Origin of the sequence: Flectobacillus rivi (assembly GCF_030056655.1) — a bacterium.
In the GTDB taxonomy this organism is placed as follows: domain Bacteria; phylum Bacteroidota; class Bacteroidia; order Cytophagales; family Spirosomataceae; genus Flectobacillus; species Flectobacillus rivi.
Genome location: NZ_JASHIE010000002.1, coordinates 205,801 through 223,670, shown reverse-complemented (window position 1 = coordinate 223,670; position 17,870 = coordinate 205,801). Strand labels below are relative to the sequence as shown.

The window sequence follows — 17,870 nt, the reverse complement described above, 5'->3', positions numbered from 1 at the left end:
AAAACTCATTTTCAAATCTTCAAATTAGCCAATCTTCAAATTAATTCAAGATAATTGGTGTATTTCCCTTGGATCCCATAATGATTACTTTTGCATTAGGAGATAACGACAAATCTCTTTGGGCTTTGATAGCTTCATATTGCAGTTGCTTGTCACTCAGTCCTGTAGAAATAATTCTCTGATAATCAGCAATACCTTGCGCTTCTACTCTTTTACGTTCAGCCTCTTGTTTTTCTTTTTGTAAGACAAATTGCATTTTTTGCGCTTCCTGCTCGGCATTAATTTTAGACTCAATCGTTTGTTTTACCGAAGCAGGTAAATTAATGTTTCGAATCAAAAGTTGTTCAAGAATAATCCCTCTATTCTTCAAATCGATATCAATTGCTTTAAAAATACGATTCTGAAATTCATCTCTTCTGGTCGAGTATAGCGATACTGCATCATAATAGACTGCGTTATCTCGAATTTTGGTACGCGTAATCGGACGAATGATTTTGTCTTTATAATCAGCTCCAATTTGTTTCAAAATAGCAGGTGCTTGTGCGGGACTGATCCGATAAAGTACCGTTAAGTCAATAATCACTTCCAAACCATCCGCCGTCAATACCCTGATGGCATCGTCACCTTCTTTGTCTCCTTCATCATGTGAGGCTGACATGGTATAATTTTGTGTTTTAATATCAAACATCGTTACGTCATCTAGCGGGTTGACAAAATTCAAACCACTTTCTAAGGTCTTGTTTTGTACCTCGCCAAATAAAGAAGGTACGCCAACTTGTCCAGTATCTACTTTTCGGACAACAGAAGTAGAAAATCCAATAAGAAAGAAGATAACACCAGCAATGGAAAGTGGACGAGCAATACGTTGAAGGTTCGCATTGGGACTGTTGAACATATATCCTGCGATGAACAACATTAACCCCAAAATCATCAGTATCATGTTTTTTAAATTTAAGTGATTGGTTTATAAAAAAATACAGCACCAAATAAGCTCATTTGGTGCTGTATTGTTCACGAATATGATGAGTGGCATTAGCGAATGCCAGAGTGTCTAAAACTTATATGATATTAAAAGGTAATCCCAAAACGTTGATAAATAAAACTCAATAACCATGCAGGTCCAATCATTAAAAATTGTAAGTCCTTAAAAAATGAAGGTTTGCGTCCTTCCACTTTATGACCCCAAAACTGACCAATCCAAGCAAAAATGAAAATGGTTGAGCAAAATTGCCAAAGTGGTGCAATTCCAGAAGATTCAATAGCTAAACAGAGAAGTAAACAGATAAGGGAAAAGACAAACATCCCAATGGATAGAGATTTGGAAAGTACAAAGTAATAAAACGTAGTAAAAGTAAGCATCAACATCGCTAGATTTCCTTCAATCCCCAGTACATTGAAAAAGGGAAGTTTTACACTAAAGAAAAAACCAACAATACTAAAAAAGATAAGTGGTACACAAATGGAATGCACCGCTTTGTTTGTAGCGTTTTGATGACTTTCGCCATACTCTGATAACCATTGATAAATTGTCTTCATAACGTGTTAGTGATTTTAGGAATTAAGTAATCTTAGTTAATTTATGGTTTGGGTTTTGTTTCTAGTAAATAATCATTCAAGCCCTCAGGCTTTATATTTAATACTGGAATGTTGATTTCTAAAAGGGTAGAAGCATACGATTACCTTGTTTAATCAAAATGACTCAACAAGAAAATATCACTCCGATGGAGCGAATGATTCAAAGGATTAAGAAGATTGTTTTATGATAAATGACTGATTGTAACCGTACTATCCGAGTATAAAAATATTGTCGATGAAAACTCGATAAAAGTCGGTACTAACATTTAGAGCGGAAAGACTAAAATCACCTAATTATCAAAAGCTTATAGTGATTTTTTACGAATATAATAAAAAAAGTGAAAAAGTCGCTGTTCATATTTCAAATTTCTTCATTAAAAAAGAAAATATACGAAGCTTAAATTTGTTTTATTCCTTGCGCTAGTGACAACATTCAAAACAACAAGAAAACCTAAAATGTCGTATCTTCGCAGTCTTAATGGGAGGCTTTAGGCTGCAAGCAGTAGGCATTAGGCAAAAAATGTATTTATGATTTTGTTAGAAATACTTTTATCCTTTTAGCTTACCGGGTATAGCTTAGGGCTTATTGCAGTTAAAATTAACTCAGAGTAATAAGTATAAAATTAATTAATCATTAGAAAGAAAGAGCACTTATTTTTTATGAAATCCTGTTGTTTGAGCCGTAGGCGAGTTTAGGATTTCTTGACTTTCTTTTGTTACTTTTCTTGTGTCAAGACAAGAAAAGTAAGGAGTGGCGAAAGGTAATTTCGTTTTTCTAATGAGAGGGAAATAAAATTTTTAAACATACTCCTAGTTTTACTGATGTACTCATTCAAATTGTAATTTTTAGACTAAATTTTTAAATCGTGTTCATCGAACCTTATCATAATCAACAACAAACAGGGCAACGAACTGGATGGATAGAAGTGATTTGTGGATCAATGTTTTCTGGAAAAACAGAAGAGTTGATTCGTCGCCTCAATCGTGCCAGAATCGCCAAGCAAGACGTTAAAATTTTCAAACCTGCTGTAGATACCCGCTATCATCATGAAGATATAGTTTCGCATAATGCCTCGTCTATTTCTTCGATACCCTTAAAAGACCCAGCAGAAATGCTTTCTTTGGCAGGTAACTGCGATGTGGTAGGTATTGATGAAGCTCAGTTTTTTCAAGAATCAGTCGTGGAAGTTGCCAACCGATTGGCAGACGCTGGTAAAAGAGTTATTGTCGCAGGGTTAGATATGGACTTTCAAGGCAAGCCTTTTGGACCAATGCCAAGCCTTATGTCAATTGCCGAGTATATCACCAAAGTGCATGCTGTATGTGTTGTTTGTGGTGATGTCGCCAACTATTCCTACCGTAAAATTCCTGCACAAAATCAAGTACTATTGGGCGAAACCGATAGTTATGAAGCAAGATGTCGCAAATGTTTTCATACATAAAAAAAACTACCGAAGTTGGAATGAAATCTTCTCAGGTATTATTCCAACTTCTCATGCTATTGTGTGTGGTTCAGGTAGCTGTACCCCATGCAGTGGCACAACTTTCTACTCCAGTAGGTACTTGGAGGACACATTTCAATTATAAAAAAGCCAAAGCGCTAGCACAAGCAGGTAATCTGATTTATTGTGCCACCGAGCAAGGACTTTTTTATTATGACAAATCTGCTAACGAGGCCAATGTGCTGACCAAATTGGATGGTTTGAGCAATAACCAAATCGCTCAAATCAAAATCCATTCTTCACTCAAATTATTAATCATCGGATACGCTTCGGGAGCCCTAGACTTGGTACAGCTCGATAGTCAGTTTGAACCTACTTCTCAGATTACAACGCTCGAATTTATCGAAGATAATACTGCTATTCTTAGCTCAAAAAAAGTTTCAGATATTAGCTTTTACCAAAACACAGCCTTCATGTCTTATGATTTTGGCTTAGTTGTATTGGATTTGGATAAAAAAGAAGTGAAAGAAACCTATTTGTATTTGGGCGAAAATGGCAACGCATTAGGAGTATCTCAAAGTGTGGTAGTAGGAAATATCCTGTATATCTCCACACCCATCGGAATACGTCAAGCAACCCTTAGTAATGAAGTCAATTTGCAGTACTTTGGTAACTGGACTACCCTAAAATCTCCAAACGGAACCGCGTTGAAAGGAGCTTTGAGCGTAACTGGCACTCAGTTGTGGATAGGAAGTACCGAAGGTGATTTATGGAAATACATCAACGGGCAACTGCTATCTACCCTAAAATTTGCCACAGGTATCGACAAACTTATTGCCTTAGATACACAACATTTGCTTATCAAAAATGGTACAATACTGAGAGTTTACCAAACCTCCGACGAATCAGTTTCTCGCTTGACAGAGCCTTTGGCTCTACAATTGCAAGATGGTTTTTGGGATAATCAACAAAAGTTTTGGATAGCCGATTATGCGAATGGTTTAGTGAGTAACATTTCTGGCACATACAAATCCTATAGCCCAACGAGTCAAGATACACTTTTTCAATACCGTAAAGATTCTATTATTCTGGACTCAGACAAAAATCGCTGGACGCGCTTAGGCGCTTATCAAGGTATAATGGTAGAAACTCCAGCCAAACAAAGAACATATCTGTACAGTGGTAAAGGGCAAGGAAACCTCCCGAGTGCGACGGTTGCCAGTATGACTTTGGACAAATATGGACAAATATGGGTGGGAACTACCGCTGGGGTAGCCGTTTTTGACGACCCTGCAAGTGTAGTTTCTGGGCGTAATTTGGATGCTTACACACCAATTTTTGAGAAACGAAGACTTTTAGCTAATGAAACGGTAACGACTATTGCTATCGACGGGGGCAATCGCAAATGGATGGGTACGAACAATGGGGTATTTCTATTTTCAGAGGATGGCACCGAATTGGTTAGTAATTTTACAGTCGCAAATTCGCCGCTTCCAAGTAATCAAATCTCGTACATTGGCATCGAGCCATCTACAGGCGAAGTATTTATGCGAACCTCACAAGGAATGGTTTCTTATCAAGGAACAGCCATGGAAGCAGGCGATAATATTTCAGGAAAAGCCTTGATTTACCCCAATCCTGTTCGTCCAGAATATGAAGGTTTGATTACCATAGATGGATTGTACGAAAATGTAGTCGTAAAAATTACGGACGTAGCGGGTCGCTTGATTTATGAAACCAAATCCAACGGTTCAAGAGCGGTTTGGAATGGACAATATCCAACAGGAGGTAAAGTTCCAACAGGAATATATTATGTAATGACAAGTACCGACGAAGGCAATCAGGCATTAATGGGCAAAATAGCCGTAGTCAGATAAAATTGTAGAATATGTTATACAATCAAGATACCATCACCGAGTTTAGAGATGCTTCATTGAATAAGTATCCCGAAAACAAAAAGTTTTTTGAAAGATTAAAAACCAAAAAAGTAAAAAACCTTGACGAATTGTTTCATCCTCGTCATGAAGAGATTTTTGAAGAAGTTGACTGTTTGGCTTGTGCGAATTGTTGTAAAACGACAAGTCCGATTTTTACTGATATAGATATTGAAAGAATTGCTAAGCATTTGCGCATGCGCCCTGCACAGTTAATCGATAAGTATTTGCATCTGGACAAAGACCAAGACTATGTACTCAATAGTTCGCCGTGCACATTTTTGGGAGCAGATAATTATTGTTCAATTTATGAAGTAAGACCCAGAGCATGCAGAGAATATCCGCATACCGACCGAAAAAATATCTCGGGAATCATGAAGTTGACCTTAGAAAATACCAAAGTGTGCCCCGCAGTATTTGAAATTGTAGAACAATTGAAAAATCTAAAAATCGTGTAAGTAGATTGTTTCCTAAAAATAACAACATCTTTAAGGAAGTGGTGCTGTTTTAGGGCTTAATGTAATAAATTACGTATTCCCCAAACGAGATATTGACAGTTAAGTAATAAATGACTGATTTAGTATTAAATACAGACTAGAAACCTATATAATATTTCGTTATAACATAGAAAAAACAAACTTTTCTGTAATTTTGAAAAAATTTTAATATACTGTAATCCCAATTACTAATCATACATATAACTTTAAAACTTACAATTTTACTAGATGGCTGCAGCAGAGTATTTAGGTATTGACATTGGAGGAACGAACGTAAAAATGGGTATCGTTAACTCTGAAACTGGTCAAATTTCAAATTTTTACAGTCATGATACTGTTAGCTGGCGCAAATCAGGTCATTTCGAAGACCGCCTTGCCGAGGCTATTGCCCTTCAATTACTTGACCACAAGCATATCAAGAAGGTAGGTATTGGTTTGCCAGGTATGATTGACTCTACTCGTCGTACTCCAATCGAGATTACGGCTATTCCTGAGCTTGACCGTGTACCATTGGTTGACTTGCTTGAGAAAAAATTTGTAGGAGTAAATTTCTATCTTGAAAACGATGCCAATGCAGCAGCATTAGGTGAGTTTTATTTTGGTGAAGAACGTATCGACGAAAGCTATATTTTTATCACTTTAGGAACGGGTGTTGGTGGCGCTGCTATCATCGGTAAAAAAGTATTTACAGGTGGTCGTGGTAATGCTATGGAACCAGGGCATACACCATCTGCTAATGGTAAAGTTTTAGAGCGTAACATCGGTAAAAATGAATTGTTGGATTTGGCTAACAATATGAGAAAAGAATACACTGGCGAAACACAATTGCCAGATGATGGTTCTATCTCTACAACGGGTTTAGTAGCAGCTGCTGCCGACAATGACAAACTTGCTTTACAAGTATTTGAAAGAGTAGGAGAGTTGTTAGGCGAAAACCTTTGTCATTTAGTTGCCATTCTTGACATCAATTTGATTTTGATTGGTGGGGGGCTTTCAGCATCATTTGACTATATCTTGCCAAGCATGAAACGCAAGCTAAATCAGTGGTTGACAAAGTACCATGCAAGCGATTTAACAATCAAGCGTGCTACCTTGGGTAACGACGCAGGTTTGTTAGGAGCAGCTTCATTGTGCTTCTAGTACAAAAAATTAACTATAAGCAAGCCTCGAAGAATAGCAAAAAACGTCTAAATTTGTGGGCTAAATATAAAATTCCCTTAAAAATGGGTTTGGAAAACGAGCGAGTAAAAGAATTATTTTATTCTTTCTAAGAAAAGTTTAAAAGATTCTAAGATTAAGAATATCTGTTAGAAATATTTTTTGACAATCTAATTTTTAATCATCATCTTTGCACCGTTTTTCTAACCAAAAATCGTTCTAAAAATGGCAGAAATTGCAGAAAAAGTAAAAGGCATTATCGTCGAGAAATTAGGCGTTGACGCAGCAGAAGTAACTCCAGAAGCTTCATTCACAAACGATTTGGGTGCTGACTCTTTGGATACAGTAGAATTGATTATGGAATTCGAAAAAGAATTCAACGTAACAATTCCAGATGACCAAGCTGAAAACATCCAAACAGTTGGTCACGCTATTGCATATCTTGAAGAACATGCTAAGTAATTGACTTTTCAGTATGTGCTAATTTGAGAGTGGTTTGGTGGCTTTGCCGCAAATCATTGTTCAGATTAGCACATTTTTATTTGAAAGGCGTAATTAAGTGCCATCTCCAAACCTTTTATCAACAAGTCGTCTGCGAGATTTTATAACTTAATTCATATATTTCTTCATTTGATTTATAAAATCATCTATATTTGAAATTCGAGTGAACAAGGCCACTGGAAATTTATCTCTCTCAAGATGCTTTTTTCAGGGTGATTTTGCACCAACAGCGCCTAACAATATCTTCACTTTTAATAGAACTTGAAACTCAACTTCGCCACATGAGCTTTAAACGAGTAGTAGTTACTGGCATAGGAGCGTTGACTCCTATCGGAAACACAGCACCAGAGTATTGGGAAGGTCTCAAAAATGGTGTTAGTGGTAGTGATTATATCACTAAATTTGATGCTGAGAAGTTTCGTACTCGCTTTGCTTGCGAGATTAAAAATTTTGATGTTAACAACTTTATTCCACGTCAAGAAGCACGTAAAATGGATGCTTTTGCTCAGTATGCAATTGTCGCATCTGACGAAGCCATCAAAGATTCAGGCTTAGACTTAGAAAAAGTTGATAAAAATAAAATTGGAGTTATTTGGGGCTCTGGTATTGGTGGTCTTCGCACTTTTGAAGATGAATGCTTCAATTTTGCAAAAGGTGACGGTACGCCAAAGTTTAACCCATTCTTCATTCCTAAAATGATTGCTGACTCTGCTTCAGGAGTTATCTCTATTCGTCATGGTTTCCGTGGTGTAAACTACGTAACTGTTTCGGCTTGTTCGTCAGCAAACAACGCTATCATCGATGCTTTCAACTATATCCGTTTGGGTCGTTTGAAAGCTTGCGTAACAGGTGGTTCTGAAGCGCCAGTAACAATTGCATCAGTAGGTGGTTTTACTGCTTTACGTGCAATGTCTGAGCGTAATGACGATCCTAAGACTGCTTCTCGTCCTTATGATAAAGACCGTGATGGTTTTGTTGTAGGTGAGGGCTCTGGAGCATTGATTTTGGAAGAATATGAGCACGCTGTTGCTCGTGGTGCCAAAATCTACGCTGAAATGATTGGTGGAGGTTTCTCTTCAGATGCTTACCACATCACAGCTCCACACCCAGAAGGTTATGGTGCTTTGTTGTCGATGCAAGACGCTTTAGACGATGCTAAGATCAAGCCAGAAGAAGTTGATTACATCAATACGCATGGTACATCAACTCCACTTGGCGACCCTCAAGAATTGAAAGCTATTGTCGAATTATTTGGCGAGCACGCCTATAACTTGAACATTAGCTCAACTAAGTCAATGACTGGTCACTTGTTGGGTGGTGCTGGAGCAGTTGAAGCTGTAGCTTCTATTTTGGCTATGCAACATCAAATTGTTCCTCCAACGATCAACCACGTTACAGAAGACCCAACAGTTGATAATCGTTTGAACCTTACTTTAAACCAAGCTCAATCACGTAAGATTGATGTGGTTTTGAGTAATGGCTTTGGATTCGGTGGACATAATGCCACAGTTATTTTTAGAAAAATCTAATCTGAATAATATTGCAAACTTTCGTTGTGAGGTTCTTGCTTAATAATACAACGAAAGTTTGCAAGTTTGATTTTGTTTCGAATATATGTTGTCACCCATTTTAGAATTCTTTTCCAGCGACCCGAAAGACAAAAAGCTGAAGAAAGCTGTAGAACATATCATTGGTCAGAAGCCTTCCAATATTATGCTGTACAGATTGGCATTTATGCACTCATCAGTGTCGAAGGAAACGGTGGCAAAAGGATACAAAGAATCTAACGAACGCCTCGAATTTTTGGGAGACTCGGTTCTAGGGATGATAACAGCAGAATACCTCTTCAAAAAATTCCCATTCAAAGACGAGGGTTTTTTGACAGAAATTCGTTCTAGAATGGTAAGCCGCGAATCCTTAAATGGAGTAGCTCGTAAGATTGGTTTGGATAAACTTGTTGAATACGATGGAAATCGTCGCACAGTTTTGGCTCGTACATCGATGTATGGCGATGCGCTTGAGGCTTTGATTGGTGCGATTTATCTCGATAAAGGTTTTCAATTTACTAGAAAGTTTATTGTAAAATCTATTCTTACCCAGCATTTTGATATCGATACTGTTGTGTCAAATAACCCTAATTTCAAGTCTCTTGTGATAGAATGGGCACAGCGTGAGGGTAAGCAAATTAGATTTGATATTTCTGAAGAAGGTGCAAAGCATAATAAGGAATTTACCGCTACAATTTATGTTGACGATGATTCTTTTGCAGTAGGTCAGGGATATTCAAAGAAAAAGGCAGAACAAACTGCCGCTATGAAGGCTTGTGAAAAACTAGAAATTAGTTAATAAACCCAAGGGTTCTCAAAAACGGCCTAAGCACGAATTTTCCTGCTTAGGCCGTTTTTGTCATACCAGACTTCATCTATTAGTGAGATTTTCTGCCAACTGCGTAATTTGCCAATATTCGAAGAATACAATTTTTGATTTTCTTGCTGAATGAAAATCTGAGAAAACCATAATTTGAAAAGTTTCTCAGTGATTAGCATGGATTTATTTTTTTTATTCATTCATCAGAATAATCTTTGGTGTAATATTTGCGTTCTTAGTGTTAGTTAAAATACTTTTCACGGGAAGATTTCTTTTTTATCCTTTTACTTTCGTACATTCATAACCAGAAGTTTCAACCCAAACCATAAAAATATGAAGTTAGACTTTCAGGCAATAGAACGATACGCTAAACAGTATGCTGCCAAAGTTTGTGACGACTTTTTTAATAGAAATAATACAATTTCAGGCCAACAAATTATGAAACTGAGCAACGTTGCTCAGGTGAATACATTTGTGATTGGAGACTTGTACGAAACTTGGAAATCTAACACAGAATCTTTCAAAAGCCCTTATTTTAACTTTGAGAATGAAGAGGTAAAGGCGGCTTTACAAGCTTATATGAACACGGTGTCTCATCATATTTCGGTAGATAGAGAGCACTTTGAGCCGTTGTTGGTCAATGCCGTAAAAAATACCATTGGTCTGTTATTAGATCCAAGCAAGTATTTTGACGACTTTGTTCGTGAGTCACCAGAGTTTACCCTAACAAAAGACCGTATAATAACTTTGGCAAAATACACCAAAATTAATAGTGTGTTTGCTAAAGGATTGAAAGATAAAATAGCTGACGAAAACCAAGTGTATGTAACTACGGCATTGGGTTGGTTAAATGAGCTAGCGAATCATCACGATTTCGAAAATCCAGATAAATACTTAGAAATGCTAAATGCCACTTTAGCATTTAAGCGTGATGACTTTTATAAAAAATCAGCCACAGTAACGGCACCTAGCGCTGCTAGTCCACGATTGACACAGTCGTTTTTTGATGTTGAACACGACGTGGAGGATGAGCCTGAGACAATTATTGCACCAACGGTACCAGAAGAGGAAGACCACGAGCCGCTGCCAACTGTAGCTGCGATTCAAGCACAGATAGACAAAGAAGGTACACCTGCGGATATTCGTATTCCGTCAAAATTGAACGATGCTTTTACCGATGAATTACCTACTGTAAACGATTTGTTGAGAAAAGAGGTGATTAGTCAGGGCACTCCATTGTCAGATTTGGCATTTAATCGTCAAATTAAAAGTATTGCAGATGCGATTAGTTTAAATCAGAAATTCATTTTTATTGGTAAGTTATTTGAAGGGGATGTCAATGCCTATTCTAGAGCAATTGAGGATTTAGATAAATGTACCAGTTATTTGGAAGCAAAAAATATAATGAATAAAGTCTTGGCACCTAAATTTAATTGGGTGATGGCCGCCGAAGAGGCTAATGACTTTTTAGAGATAGTAGGGCGTAAGTTCTAAATTTTGTAAAAGCGAGATGATTCTCGCTTTTTTTTTGAGTAAAATAGTATATTTGTTTCAGAAAACTACTCCTAAATGAGTTCTTCAGAACTCTATAAACTGAGTCTACACCATGAAACAAGTAATATTATTGCTCATTTTAGGCATTATTGTGTCTAATCTACAAGCACAAGTACCTAACGAAGATATTTTGGGTACTTCAGCCGAAGGAGTTTCTGAGGAAACCTTTGAAAATTGGCTTCAAATACAATCTAATCCTATCGATATCAATCGTGTTGATTATGAGTCTCTGTCGGGGCTTGGTATCTTATCAACTATCCAATTAAAGGCATTTTTTGATTACCGAAAATCCTTCGGTCCTTTTGTTTCTATCTATGAATTGCAATCTATACCAGCATTTAACCTCGATGTACTGAAAAAACTAGCCCCATTTATAACATGTGGTCAGGAAATTAATTCGCTTGGACGAGATTTGAAATTAGCTAAAAGCTGGCTTTTGCTACGTTTTAGTCAGACTTTGGAGGAGAAGAAGGGGTTCAGTTTACCCACTAAGACTTCTACCGTTCGCTATGCCAATAGCCCAGTCAAAAGTTTACTCCGATACAAATACGCCAACCCCAAGAATTTAAGTGTTGGTTTTACCATTGAAAAAGACGAAGGAGAAAATAATTGGACAGATTTTACCTCTTTTCATTTACAAATACAAAATAAAGGTATCCTGAAAAATCTCATCATAGGGGATTATCAGCTCCAAATGGGGCAAGGATTAGCTACTGGAGGCGGATTTAGTCTAGGAAAAAGTGCCGAAACGATATTGTTTACCCGTAAGCCTACCTTGGGAGGGCGTCCATATACATCCACGCTTGAATCAGGTTTTTTTAGGGGAGTTCTCGCTAATTTTCAATGGCGAAAATGGGAGGGGCTAGGCTTCATTTCTCATGTGTCGAGAGATGCTAATCAATTAGAGCCCGACTCGCTTGGGGTGGTTAGTGTATCTTCACTTCAAACCTCTGGCTTTCATAGAACTACTTCGGAGATAGCAGATAAAAATGCTTTACTTGAAACAAACCTAGGAGGTGGTATTAGCTATCAATCTGAGTTTTCACGAATAGGCATGATGCTCCAATATACCAATTTTGATAAGCCAATATTAAAGGCCAATAAAACGTATAATCAATATGAGTTCGCTGGAGTACAAAATATTTTAATGAGTTTTTACTACAATTATACTCTATCATTTGCTCAAGTTTTTGGTGAAATAACTCGCTCAAATAGTGGAGGATATGGTGCAGTATTAGGTGCGATTGGTAGTCTTAATCGTCGTTGGGATATGTCACTGCTATTTCGAAAGTTTACACCTGATTTTCACTCTTTTTATGGTAATGCTTTTTCCGAAAATACTCGAAATATTAATGAAACGGGCATTTATTGGGGCGTAAAGTTTATGCCTAGCCGTCGTTGGCAATGGACTGCTTATGTTGATTATTTCTATTTTCCATGGTACAAATATTTAGTTGATAAACCTCGTACCCAGGGCTTTGAGACGTTGCTAAAGCTGAATTATCAACCTTCCAAAGTATCAAGAATTTCGGGACAATTAAGGTTGGAAAATAAAGAAGAAAATTTCAGTTGGAAAGAAAGTTATCTCGAAAATAACAAAACTAAAACTCGAACGATTACTGAAGTAACCCCTCGCTATCGTTGGACTTTTAACAGCTATTACTCCAATAAGTTGACCAGTAATATCTCGATTCAATCTAGGATTTCGGGAAGTGCTTTTAAGTTTAAACAACAAAATGCAACCTATGGTTGGGCTATATCGCAAGACGCCAAATGGAGTAAAGGGGCTTGGTCTCTGGCAGCACGAATAGCTTATTTCTCTACTCAGGATTACGATAATCGGCAATATACCTATGAGCAAGACGTGCAATATGCTTTTTCTTTTCCTGCCTATTATGGACGAGGTTGGCGCTATTACAGTGTTTTGTCGTATGATATAAATAAAAACCTAACATTTTGGCTAAGATGGGCAAGAACTGACTATATTAACCAAGAAACCGTCGGAAGTGGTCTTGATGAGATACCCGTTCCACATCGAAGTGATGTGAAAGCGCAAATAAGGTGGGTGTTTTAGTAATTTGAAGATTTGGGAATGTGGTTTAGCAGTGTACGAAAGATACTAAAAGTTATCAATTTCGGATTTCTGATGTTGGATTTCGGAAGTATTCTCCACTTTTTACATGATATTTTATAAAAAAATAGAAGAGTTTTATTTTCGAAACCCCAAATAGTTTGAAGTTCTTTTACAATACTAGTCTATCATCATAAATACTTTCAGGTTATACGTTAAAAAAAGTTAAAAACCTTTTATACAATTAGTATGGGGCAACAATAAACTTTTGCTTGCCGTTACTATCTTTATAGAAACAATCCTAGAGACGAAAAATATGCAATACCAAATACTTTGGGCAGACGATGAAATCGATTTGTTGAAGCCCTACATCATGTTTTTACAGAGCAAAGGTTATGATGTTACACCTGTGAACTCAGGTGCCGATGCACTGGAAGAGGTAGAGAAAGGAAAATTTGATGTAGTTTTTCTTGATGAAAATATGCCTGGAATGACTGGTTTGGAGGTTTTGCCACAAATCAAGCAGATGAAGCCTAATTTGCCCGTAATCATGATTACCAAATCAGAAGAGGAGCATATTATGGAAGAGGCTATTGGTTCAAAAATTGCCGATTATCTAATTAAGCCTCTTAATCCGAATCAGATTCTACTTTCGGTAAAAAAGATTCTTGATAAAAAACGTTTGGAAGAGGAGAAAACCAATATTTCTTATCAACAAGAATTCCGCCAATTGGCAATGCAATACCAAGATCGCATCAACCATGAAGAATGGGCAGAAATTTATAAGAAATTGCTATTCTGGGAATTGGAAATCGACCGTACTGAGAATAAATCGATGGCAGAGGTTTTGAATATGCAGAAGTCTGAAGCTAATTCAAACTTTTCGAGATTCATTGAAGAAAACTACGAAGATTGGTTGAACGACCCTCGTGCTGACAAACCTTTGATGTCGCACCAATTGATGCGTAAAAAGGTATTTCCATTGGTAAATGAAAGTTCGCCTTTGTTTTTCTTGTTGATTGATAATTTACGTTATGACCAATGGAAAATCTTGGAAGGATTAATTCAGGATTACTTCACCGTAGAAGAGGAGAGTTCATACTATTCTATTCTTCCTACAACAACAGCCTATGCTCGTAATGCTATTTTTGCAGGTATGATGCCTTCTGAAATCGAAAAGCAATATCCTAAGCACTGGGTACAAGACCTTGGAGATAACGAAGACGAAGAGGGTTTTAATCAACATGAGGAGTTTTTCTTACAAGAACAAATTCGCAAAAGCCGTCTTAGTTACAAAACATCTTACAATAAGATTATCCACAATAACCAAGGAAAGTCGTTAGTCGATAACTTCAATCGTTTGATGCAAAATAACTTGAATGTAATTGTGTATAACTTCGTGGATATGCTTTCGCACGCACGTACAGACATGGCCATGATCAAGGAATTGGCACCAGATGAGTCGGGGTATCGTAGTATCACTGCAAGCTGGTTTACACACTCGCCTTTGTTTGATTTAGTGAAAAAGATTTCGGAGAAAAAAGGTCGTTTGATAATCACTACTGATCATGGTATGATTCGTGTGCAAAACCCTGTCAAAATTGTTGGTGACCGTTCTGTAAATACAAATTTGAGATATAAGCAAGGCAAAAACTTGAACTGGGATTCTGACGACCATGTATTGATTTGTCGTAAACCAGAAAGATTTTTCTTGCCTAAAATCAACGTTTCAACAACGTATGTATTTACCATGGAAGACTATTTCTTTGCGTATCCAAACAATTATAATCACTATGTGAGTCATTATCGAAATACTTTCCAGCACGGAGGGGTTTCGTTGGAAGAATGTATTATTCCGTTTGTGTATTTGACAGCAAAATAGTTATGAGTCATTCCTAATTTTTGGGTTAAACTATTTATCAAAAAAGCGGTCGAGAAGTAATTCTCGACCGCTTTTTTGATAAATATGTTGAAAATTTTTGTCATGGGTGAATAAATTCACCCGCTAATTGGAATCGTTGGTCAAGAACGAGGCAAAGTGAAACGTAAATTTTTAAAATAATCACTTATTCACTAAATCTTAATTCACTCAATGAAGGATAAAATGACTATAAATCGTCAGATTTTACATATCCATTATCGCATTTCAAAATACGTGCAGGAAACTGACGAATCATATCAAAGTCATGAGTCGCCATCAAAATAGCAGTACCTGCTTTATTAATATCTTTGAAAAGCTGCAAAATCTGAGCCGAAACCTCAGGATCGAGATTACCTGTTGGCTCATCGGCAAACAAAATTTGCGGTTCGTTCAATAAGGCTCTCGCAATAACCACCCTTTGTTGCTCACCTCCTGAGAGTTGATGCGGCATTTTATCTTTGGCAGAAGCCAATCCTACCTGCATTAGCACTTCAGCGATACGAGCTTTCATTTTGGCACGGTCTGTCCAGCCAGTTGCTTCTAATACCCACATCAAATTTTCGTTCACATTTCTATCCATGAACAATTGAAAGTCTTGGAATACGACCCCAATCTTACGACGTAAAAAAGGTCGGTCCGATAATTTCATTTTTTCAATTTGATAACCAGCAACTTTGGCTGTGCCTTGTTGTAGCCACAAATCGGCATATAAGGTTTTGAGAAGCGAGCTTTTGCCACTACCCGTGCGACCAATTAAAAAGACAAATTCACCTTTATTGATTGTAAAATTCACATCATTCAAAACGATTCTGTCGTTCTGATAGATAAAAGCATTCTGTAAGGATACTACAGGTTCTGCGTTGAACATAAGGAGTTGATTTGGTTTGTTTTTCAAATATACAAAAAAGCCTTTTTGGTTGGTTTATTTGAGTGAGCTTATCTGGTATATGGTCGGGGAAAACAAAAAGGATAGACCGTAGCCTATCCTTTTTGAAAGTATAAAATCAAAATGCTGTCAAATATTAAGCATTTGTTTTAGCGTGGTCTGACAAGAATTTCTCCAAACCGATGTCTGTCAATGGGTGTTTCAACAACGCAGTGATAGCAGACAAAGGACCTGTCATTACATCAGCACCGATTTCAGCACATTTGATGATATGAATAGGGTGACGAACCGATGCCGCAAGGATTTCAGTATCGAAACCGTAGTTGTCATAGATAGTACGGATTTGTTCGATAAGTTCGATACCATCGAAAGAGATGTCATCCAAACGACCGATAAATGGAGATACATAAGAAGCTCCAGCTTTAGCAGCCAATAAAGCCTGACCTGCTGAGAAAATCAAAGTACAGTTCGTTTTGATACCTTTTTCTGAAAAATAACGAAGTGCTTTCACACCGTCTTTGATCATTGGGATTTTCACAACGATTTTATCATCCAATTCAGCTAATTCTTCGCCTTCACGAATCATACCTTCGAAATCTGTCGCAATAACTTCTGCCGAAACATCACCGTCTACGATTTCGCAGATAGCTTTGTAGTGCTTCAACACGTTGTTTTTGCCACTGATACCTTCTTTGGCCATCAATGAAGGGTTGGTAGTTACACCGTCTAATACGCCTAAATCCTGTGCTTCTTGGATTTCTTTGAGATTGGCTGTGTCAATAAAAAACTTCATAGCTGTTTTTGATTATGATTATTTGGCTACCCTCTGGTAGGAGAGTAAGGGATAAAGCTTTCCGAGTACAAAATTATAAAAAGCTGGCAAGAAAAGAAGGAATATTTTTGATTTATCTATAACAGTATAGAACAGTTGCAGAGATTACTTCAAGAAAGGGCAAAAAAAAATGGCAAATTCACCGCTCAACCAACCTACCCTTGCTTCGATCAAGACCTGGGGGATTCGGAGGGAGCTGGTAATTTGCCAGTGCAAATATGGCAGGTTTTGTTGTTTTTTCAAAACCTAGGTGGCAAATTTGTTGAAAATTTTCTGTCAAAAACTGGGCAAAAACTGCTAAATGTTCTATTATAGTTTGATTACCAGTTTTTTAAATAACATATTACGATGAAAAAAAAAGTAATAAAAAAAATCGCTTTGTCGATGATTTTTCCTGTTTTGATGGGTTGGATGACTGCTTGTACAGGTTCGGCAGAGGCTTTTTTAGAAAAAGCAAAGGGAGAATTACAAAAAGGAAAGGCTAAAGAAGCCATCGAATACCTCAATCAAGCCATTGATAAAGATGCCCAAAGCGCTGCTGCTTTCAATATGCGTGGTGCTGCGTATTTCGAATTAAAAGATTATACCAATGCGCTCTTGGATTATGAACAGGCTATCAAATTAGATGCAAGTAATTACAAACCATTCTTTAATCGTGCTTCTATTAAAATGGAACAATCCAACTGGCAAGGTGCTTATGAAGATTGTACTAAGGCAATAGAGCTTGCGCCTAAAGAAGCAGAATTGTATGTGAAAAGAGGTATTATCGAAGCAGCTTTACAGAAAGCAGACGAAGCAATTCATGATTTTGATAAGGCGCTTGAAATAGACCCTAAAGACACCAACGCATTGTATAACAGAGGGAATATCAAATTTCAAAGTGCGGAGTTAGAAGATGCCATTAAGGATTTTACTGAAGCCGTAAAAATTGATGCTCAATTTGCAAAAGCCTATTATGGCTTGGGCTTGGCCTACCAAAAACTGGGTAATTCTGACGCAAGTTGCATGAATCTCAAACAAGCAAATCGCTTAGGTTATGCTGATGCGAAGACAGCTTTGGAGACTTATTGTAAATAATAGTAAGTTAAATAGAGGACAGGCACAAGGCATCTGTGGTTTTATAGCTGATGCT

Annotated in this window: 15 protein-coding genes; 11 read left to right on the top strand and 4 right to left on the bottom strand. The window is 37.2% G+C overall.

What is annotated here, in order from left to right; all coding sequences use genetic code 11:
• Positions 1-40: 40 nt before the first annotated feature.
• Together QM481_RS03380 and QM481_RS03375 are read right to left on the bottom strand one after the other, a co-directional pair.
• Complete coding sequence (locus QM481_RS03380; protein ID WP_283380650.1) at positions 41-940, bottom strand: prohibitin family protein; 900 nt, start codon at positions 938-940, stop codon at positions 41-43.
• Positions 941-1,068: 128 nt separating this feature from the next.
• Positions 1,069-1,536, bottom strand: coding sequence for an Mpo1 family 2-hydroxy fatty acid dioxygenase (locus QM481_RS03375; protein ID WP_166553467.1), 468 nt, complete (start codon positions 1,534-1,536; stop codon positions 1,069-1,071).
• A gap of 905 nt (positions 1,537-2,441) precedes the next feature.
• Here QM481_RS03375 and QM481_RS03370 point away from each other — a divergent pair.
• From QM481_RS03370 to porX, 10 genes are all read left to right on the top strand, one after another.
• Positions 2,442-3,017, top strand: a complete 576-nt coding sequence (locus QM481_RS03370; RefSeq protein ID WP_283380649.1) for a thymidine kinase — start codon at positions 2,442-2,444, stop codon at positions 3,015-3,017.
• A 20-nt stretch (positions 3,018-3,037) separates the two neighbouring features.
• Positions 3,038-4,894 carry a type IX secretion system anionic LPS delivery protein PorZ gene (porZ, locus tag QM481_RS03365; protein WP_283380648.1) on the top strand — a complete coding sequence of 619 codons (1,857 nt, stop codon included), beginning with the start codon at positions 3,038-3,040 and terminating at the stop codon, positions 4,892-4,894.
• A gap of 11 nt (positions 4,895-4,905) precedes the next feature.
• A complete protein-coding gene (locus QM481_RS03360; protein ID WP_283380647.1) occupies positions 4,906-5,409 on the top strand; it encodes a YkgJ family cysteine cluster protein in 504 nt (167 codons plus the stop codon).
• Positions 5,410-5,676: 267 nt separating this feature from the next.
• Entirely contained in the window at positions 5,677-6,588 is a 912-nt protein-coding gene (locus QM481_RS03355) for an ROK family protein (RefSeq protein ID WP_166553470.1), read from the top strand.
• Positions 6,589-6,831: 243 nt separating this feature from the next.
• Complete coding sequence (locus QM481_RS03350; RefSeq protein ID WP_095160293.1) at positions 6,832-7,068, top strand: acyl carrier protein; 237 nt, start codon at positions 6,832-6,834, stop codon at positions 7,066-7,068.
• A 320-nt stretch (positions 7,069-7,388) separates the two neighbouring features.
• Entirely contained in the window at positions 7,389-8,636 is a 1,248-nt protein-coding gene (gene fabF, locus QM481_RS03345) for a beta-ketoacyl-ACP synthase II (protein WP_283325937.1), read from the top strand.
• A gap of 85 nt (positions 8,637-8,721) precedes the next feature.
• Positions 8,722-9,453, top strand: a complete 732-nt coding sequence (gene rnc, locus QM481_RS03340) for a ribonuclease III (protein WP_095160295.1) — start codon at positions 8,722-8,724, stop codon at positions 9,451-9,453.
• Positions 9,454-9,807: 354 nt separating this feature from the next.
• Complete coding sequence (locus tag QM481_RS03335; RefSeq protein WP_166553472.1) at positions 9,808-10,968, top strand: DUF8457 domain-containing protein; 1,161 nt, start codon at positions 9,808-9,810, stop codon at positions 10,966-10,968.
• A gap of 112 nt (positions 10,969-11,080) precedes the next feature.
• Entirely contained in the window at positions 11,081-13,102 is a 2,022-nt protein-coding gene (locus tag QM481_RS03330) for a ComEA family DNA-binding protein (RefSeq protein ID WP_283380646.1), read from the top strand.
• Between the two features lie 313 nt (positions 13,103-13,415).
• A complete protein-coding gene (gene porX, locus QM481_RS03325) occupies positions 13,416-14,981 on the top strand; it encodes a T9SS response regulator signal transducer PorX (protein ID WP_166553474.1) in 1,566 nt (521 codons plus the stop codon).
• Between the two features lie 226 nt (positions 14,982-15,207).
• On the opposite strand, the gene QM481_RS03320 is transcribed toward porX, so the two are convergent.
• Together QM481_RS03320 and fsa are read right to left on the bottom strand one after the other, a co-directional pair.
• Entirely contained in the window at positions 15,208-15,888 is a 681-nt protein-coding gene (locus QM481_RS03320) for a cell division ATP-binding protein FtsE (protein ID WP_283380645.1), read from the bottom strand.
• Positions 15,889-16,042: 154 nt separating this feature from the next.
• Positions 16,043-16,699, bottom strand: a complete 657-nt coding sequence (gene fsa, locus QM481_RS03315; protein WP_095160298.1) for a fructose-6-phosphate aldolase — start codon at positions 16,697-16,699, stop codon at positions 16,043-16,045.
• A gap of 387 nt (positions 16,700-17,086) precedes the next feature.
• Here fsa and QM481_RS03310 point away from each other — a divergent pair, with 387 nt between their 5' ends.
• Positions 17,087-17,815 carry a tetratricopeptide repeat protein gene (locus QM481_RS03310; protein WP_283325930.1) on the top strand — a complete coding sequence of 243 codons (729 nt, stop codon included), beginning with the start codon at positions 17,087-17,089 and terminating at the stop codon, positions 17,813-17,815.
• Positions 17,816-17,870: the final 55 nt, after the last annotated feature.

Excerpts from the sequence above, each read along its gene's own strand:
- QM481_RS03380 (WP_283380650.1), bottom strand. The coding sequence starts at position 940 with ATGATACTGATGATTTTGGGGTTAATGTTGTTCATCGCAGGATATATG.
- QM481_RS03375 (WP_166553467.1), bottom strand. The coding sequence starts at position 1,536 with ATGAAGACAATTTATCAATGGTTATCAGAGTATGGCGAAAGTCATCAA.
- porZ (WP_283380648.1), top strand. The coding sequence starts at position 3,038 with ATGAAATCTTCTCAGGTATTATTCCAACTTCTCATGCTATTGTGTGTG.
- QM481_RS03360 (WP_283380647.1), top strand. The coding sequence starts at position 4,906 with ATGTTATACAATCAAGATACCATCACCGAGTTTAGAGATGCTTCATTG.
- QM481_RS03355 (WP_166553470.1), top strand. The coding sequence starts at position 5,677 with ATGGCTGCAGCAGAGTATTTAGGTATTGACATTGGAGGAACGAACGTA.
- QM481_RS03350 (WP_095160293.1), top strand. The coding sequence starts at position 6,832 with ATGGCAGAAATTGCAGAAAAAGTAAAAGGCATTATCGTCGAGAAATTA.
- fabF (WP_283325937.1), top strand. The coding sequence starts at position 7,389 with ATGAGCTTTAAACGAGTAGTAGTTACTGGCATAGGAGCGTTGACTCCT.
- rnc (WP_095160295.1), top strand. The coding sequence starts at position 8,722 with ATGTTGTCACCCATTTTAGAATTCTTTTCCAGCGACCCGAAAGACAAA.
- QM481_RS03335 (WP_166553472.1), top strand. The coding sequence starts at position 9,808 with ATGAAGTTAGACTTTCAGGCAATAGAACGATACGCTAAACAGTATGCT.
- QM481_RS03330 (WP_283380646.1), top strand. The coding sequence starts at position 11,081 with ATGAAACAAGTAATATTATTGCTCATTTTAGGCATTATTGTGTCTAAT.
- porX (WP_166553474.1), top strand. The coding sequence starts at position 13,416 with ATGCAATACCAAATACTTTGGGCAGACGATGAAATCGATTTGTTGAAG.
- QM481_RS03320 (WP_283380645.1), bottom strand. The coding sequence starts at position 15,888 with ATGTTCAACGCAGAACCTGTAGTATCCTTACAGAATGCTTTTATCTAT.
- fsa (WP_095160298.1), bottom strand. The coding sequence starts at position 16,699 with ATGAAGTTTTTTATTGACACAGCCAATCTCAAAGAAATCCAAGAAGCA.
- QM481_RS03310 (WP_283325930.1), top strand. The coding sequence starts at position 17,087 with ATGAAAAAAAAAGTAATAAAAAAAATCGCTTTGTCGATGATTTTTCCT.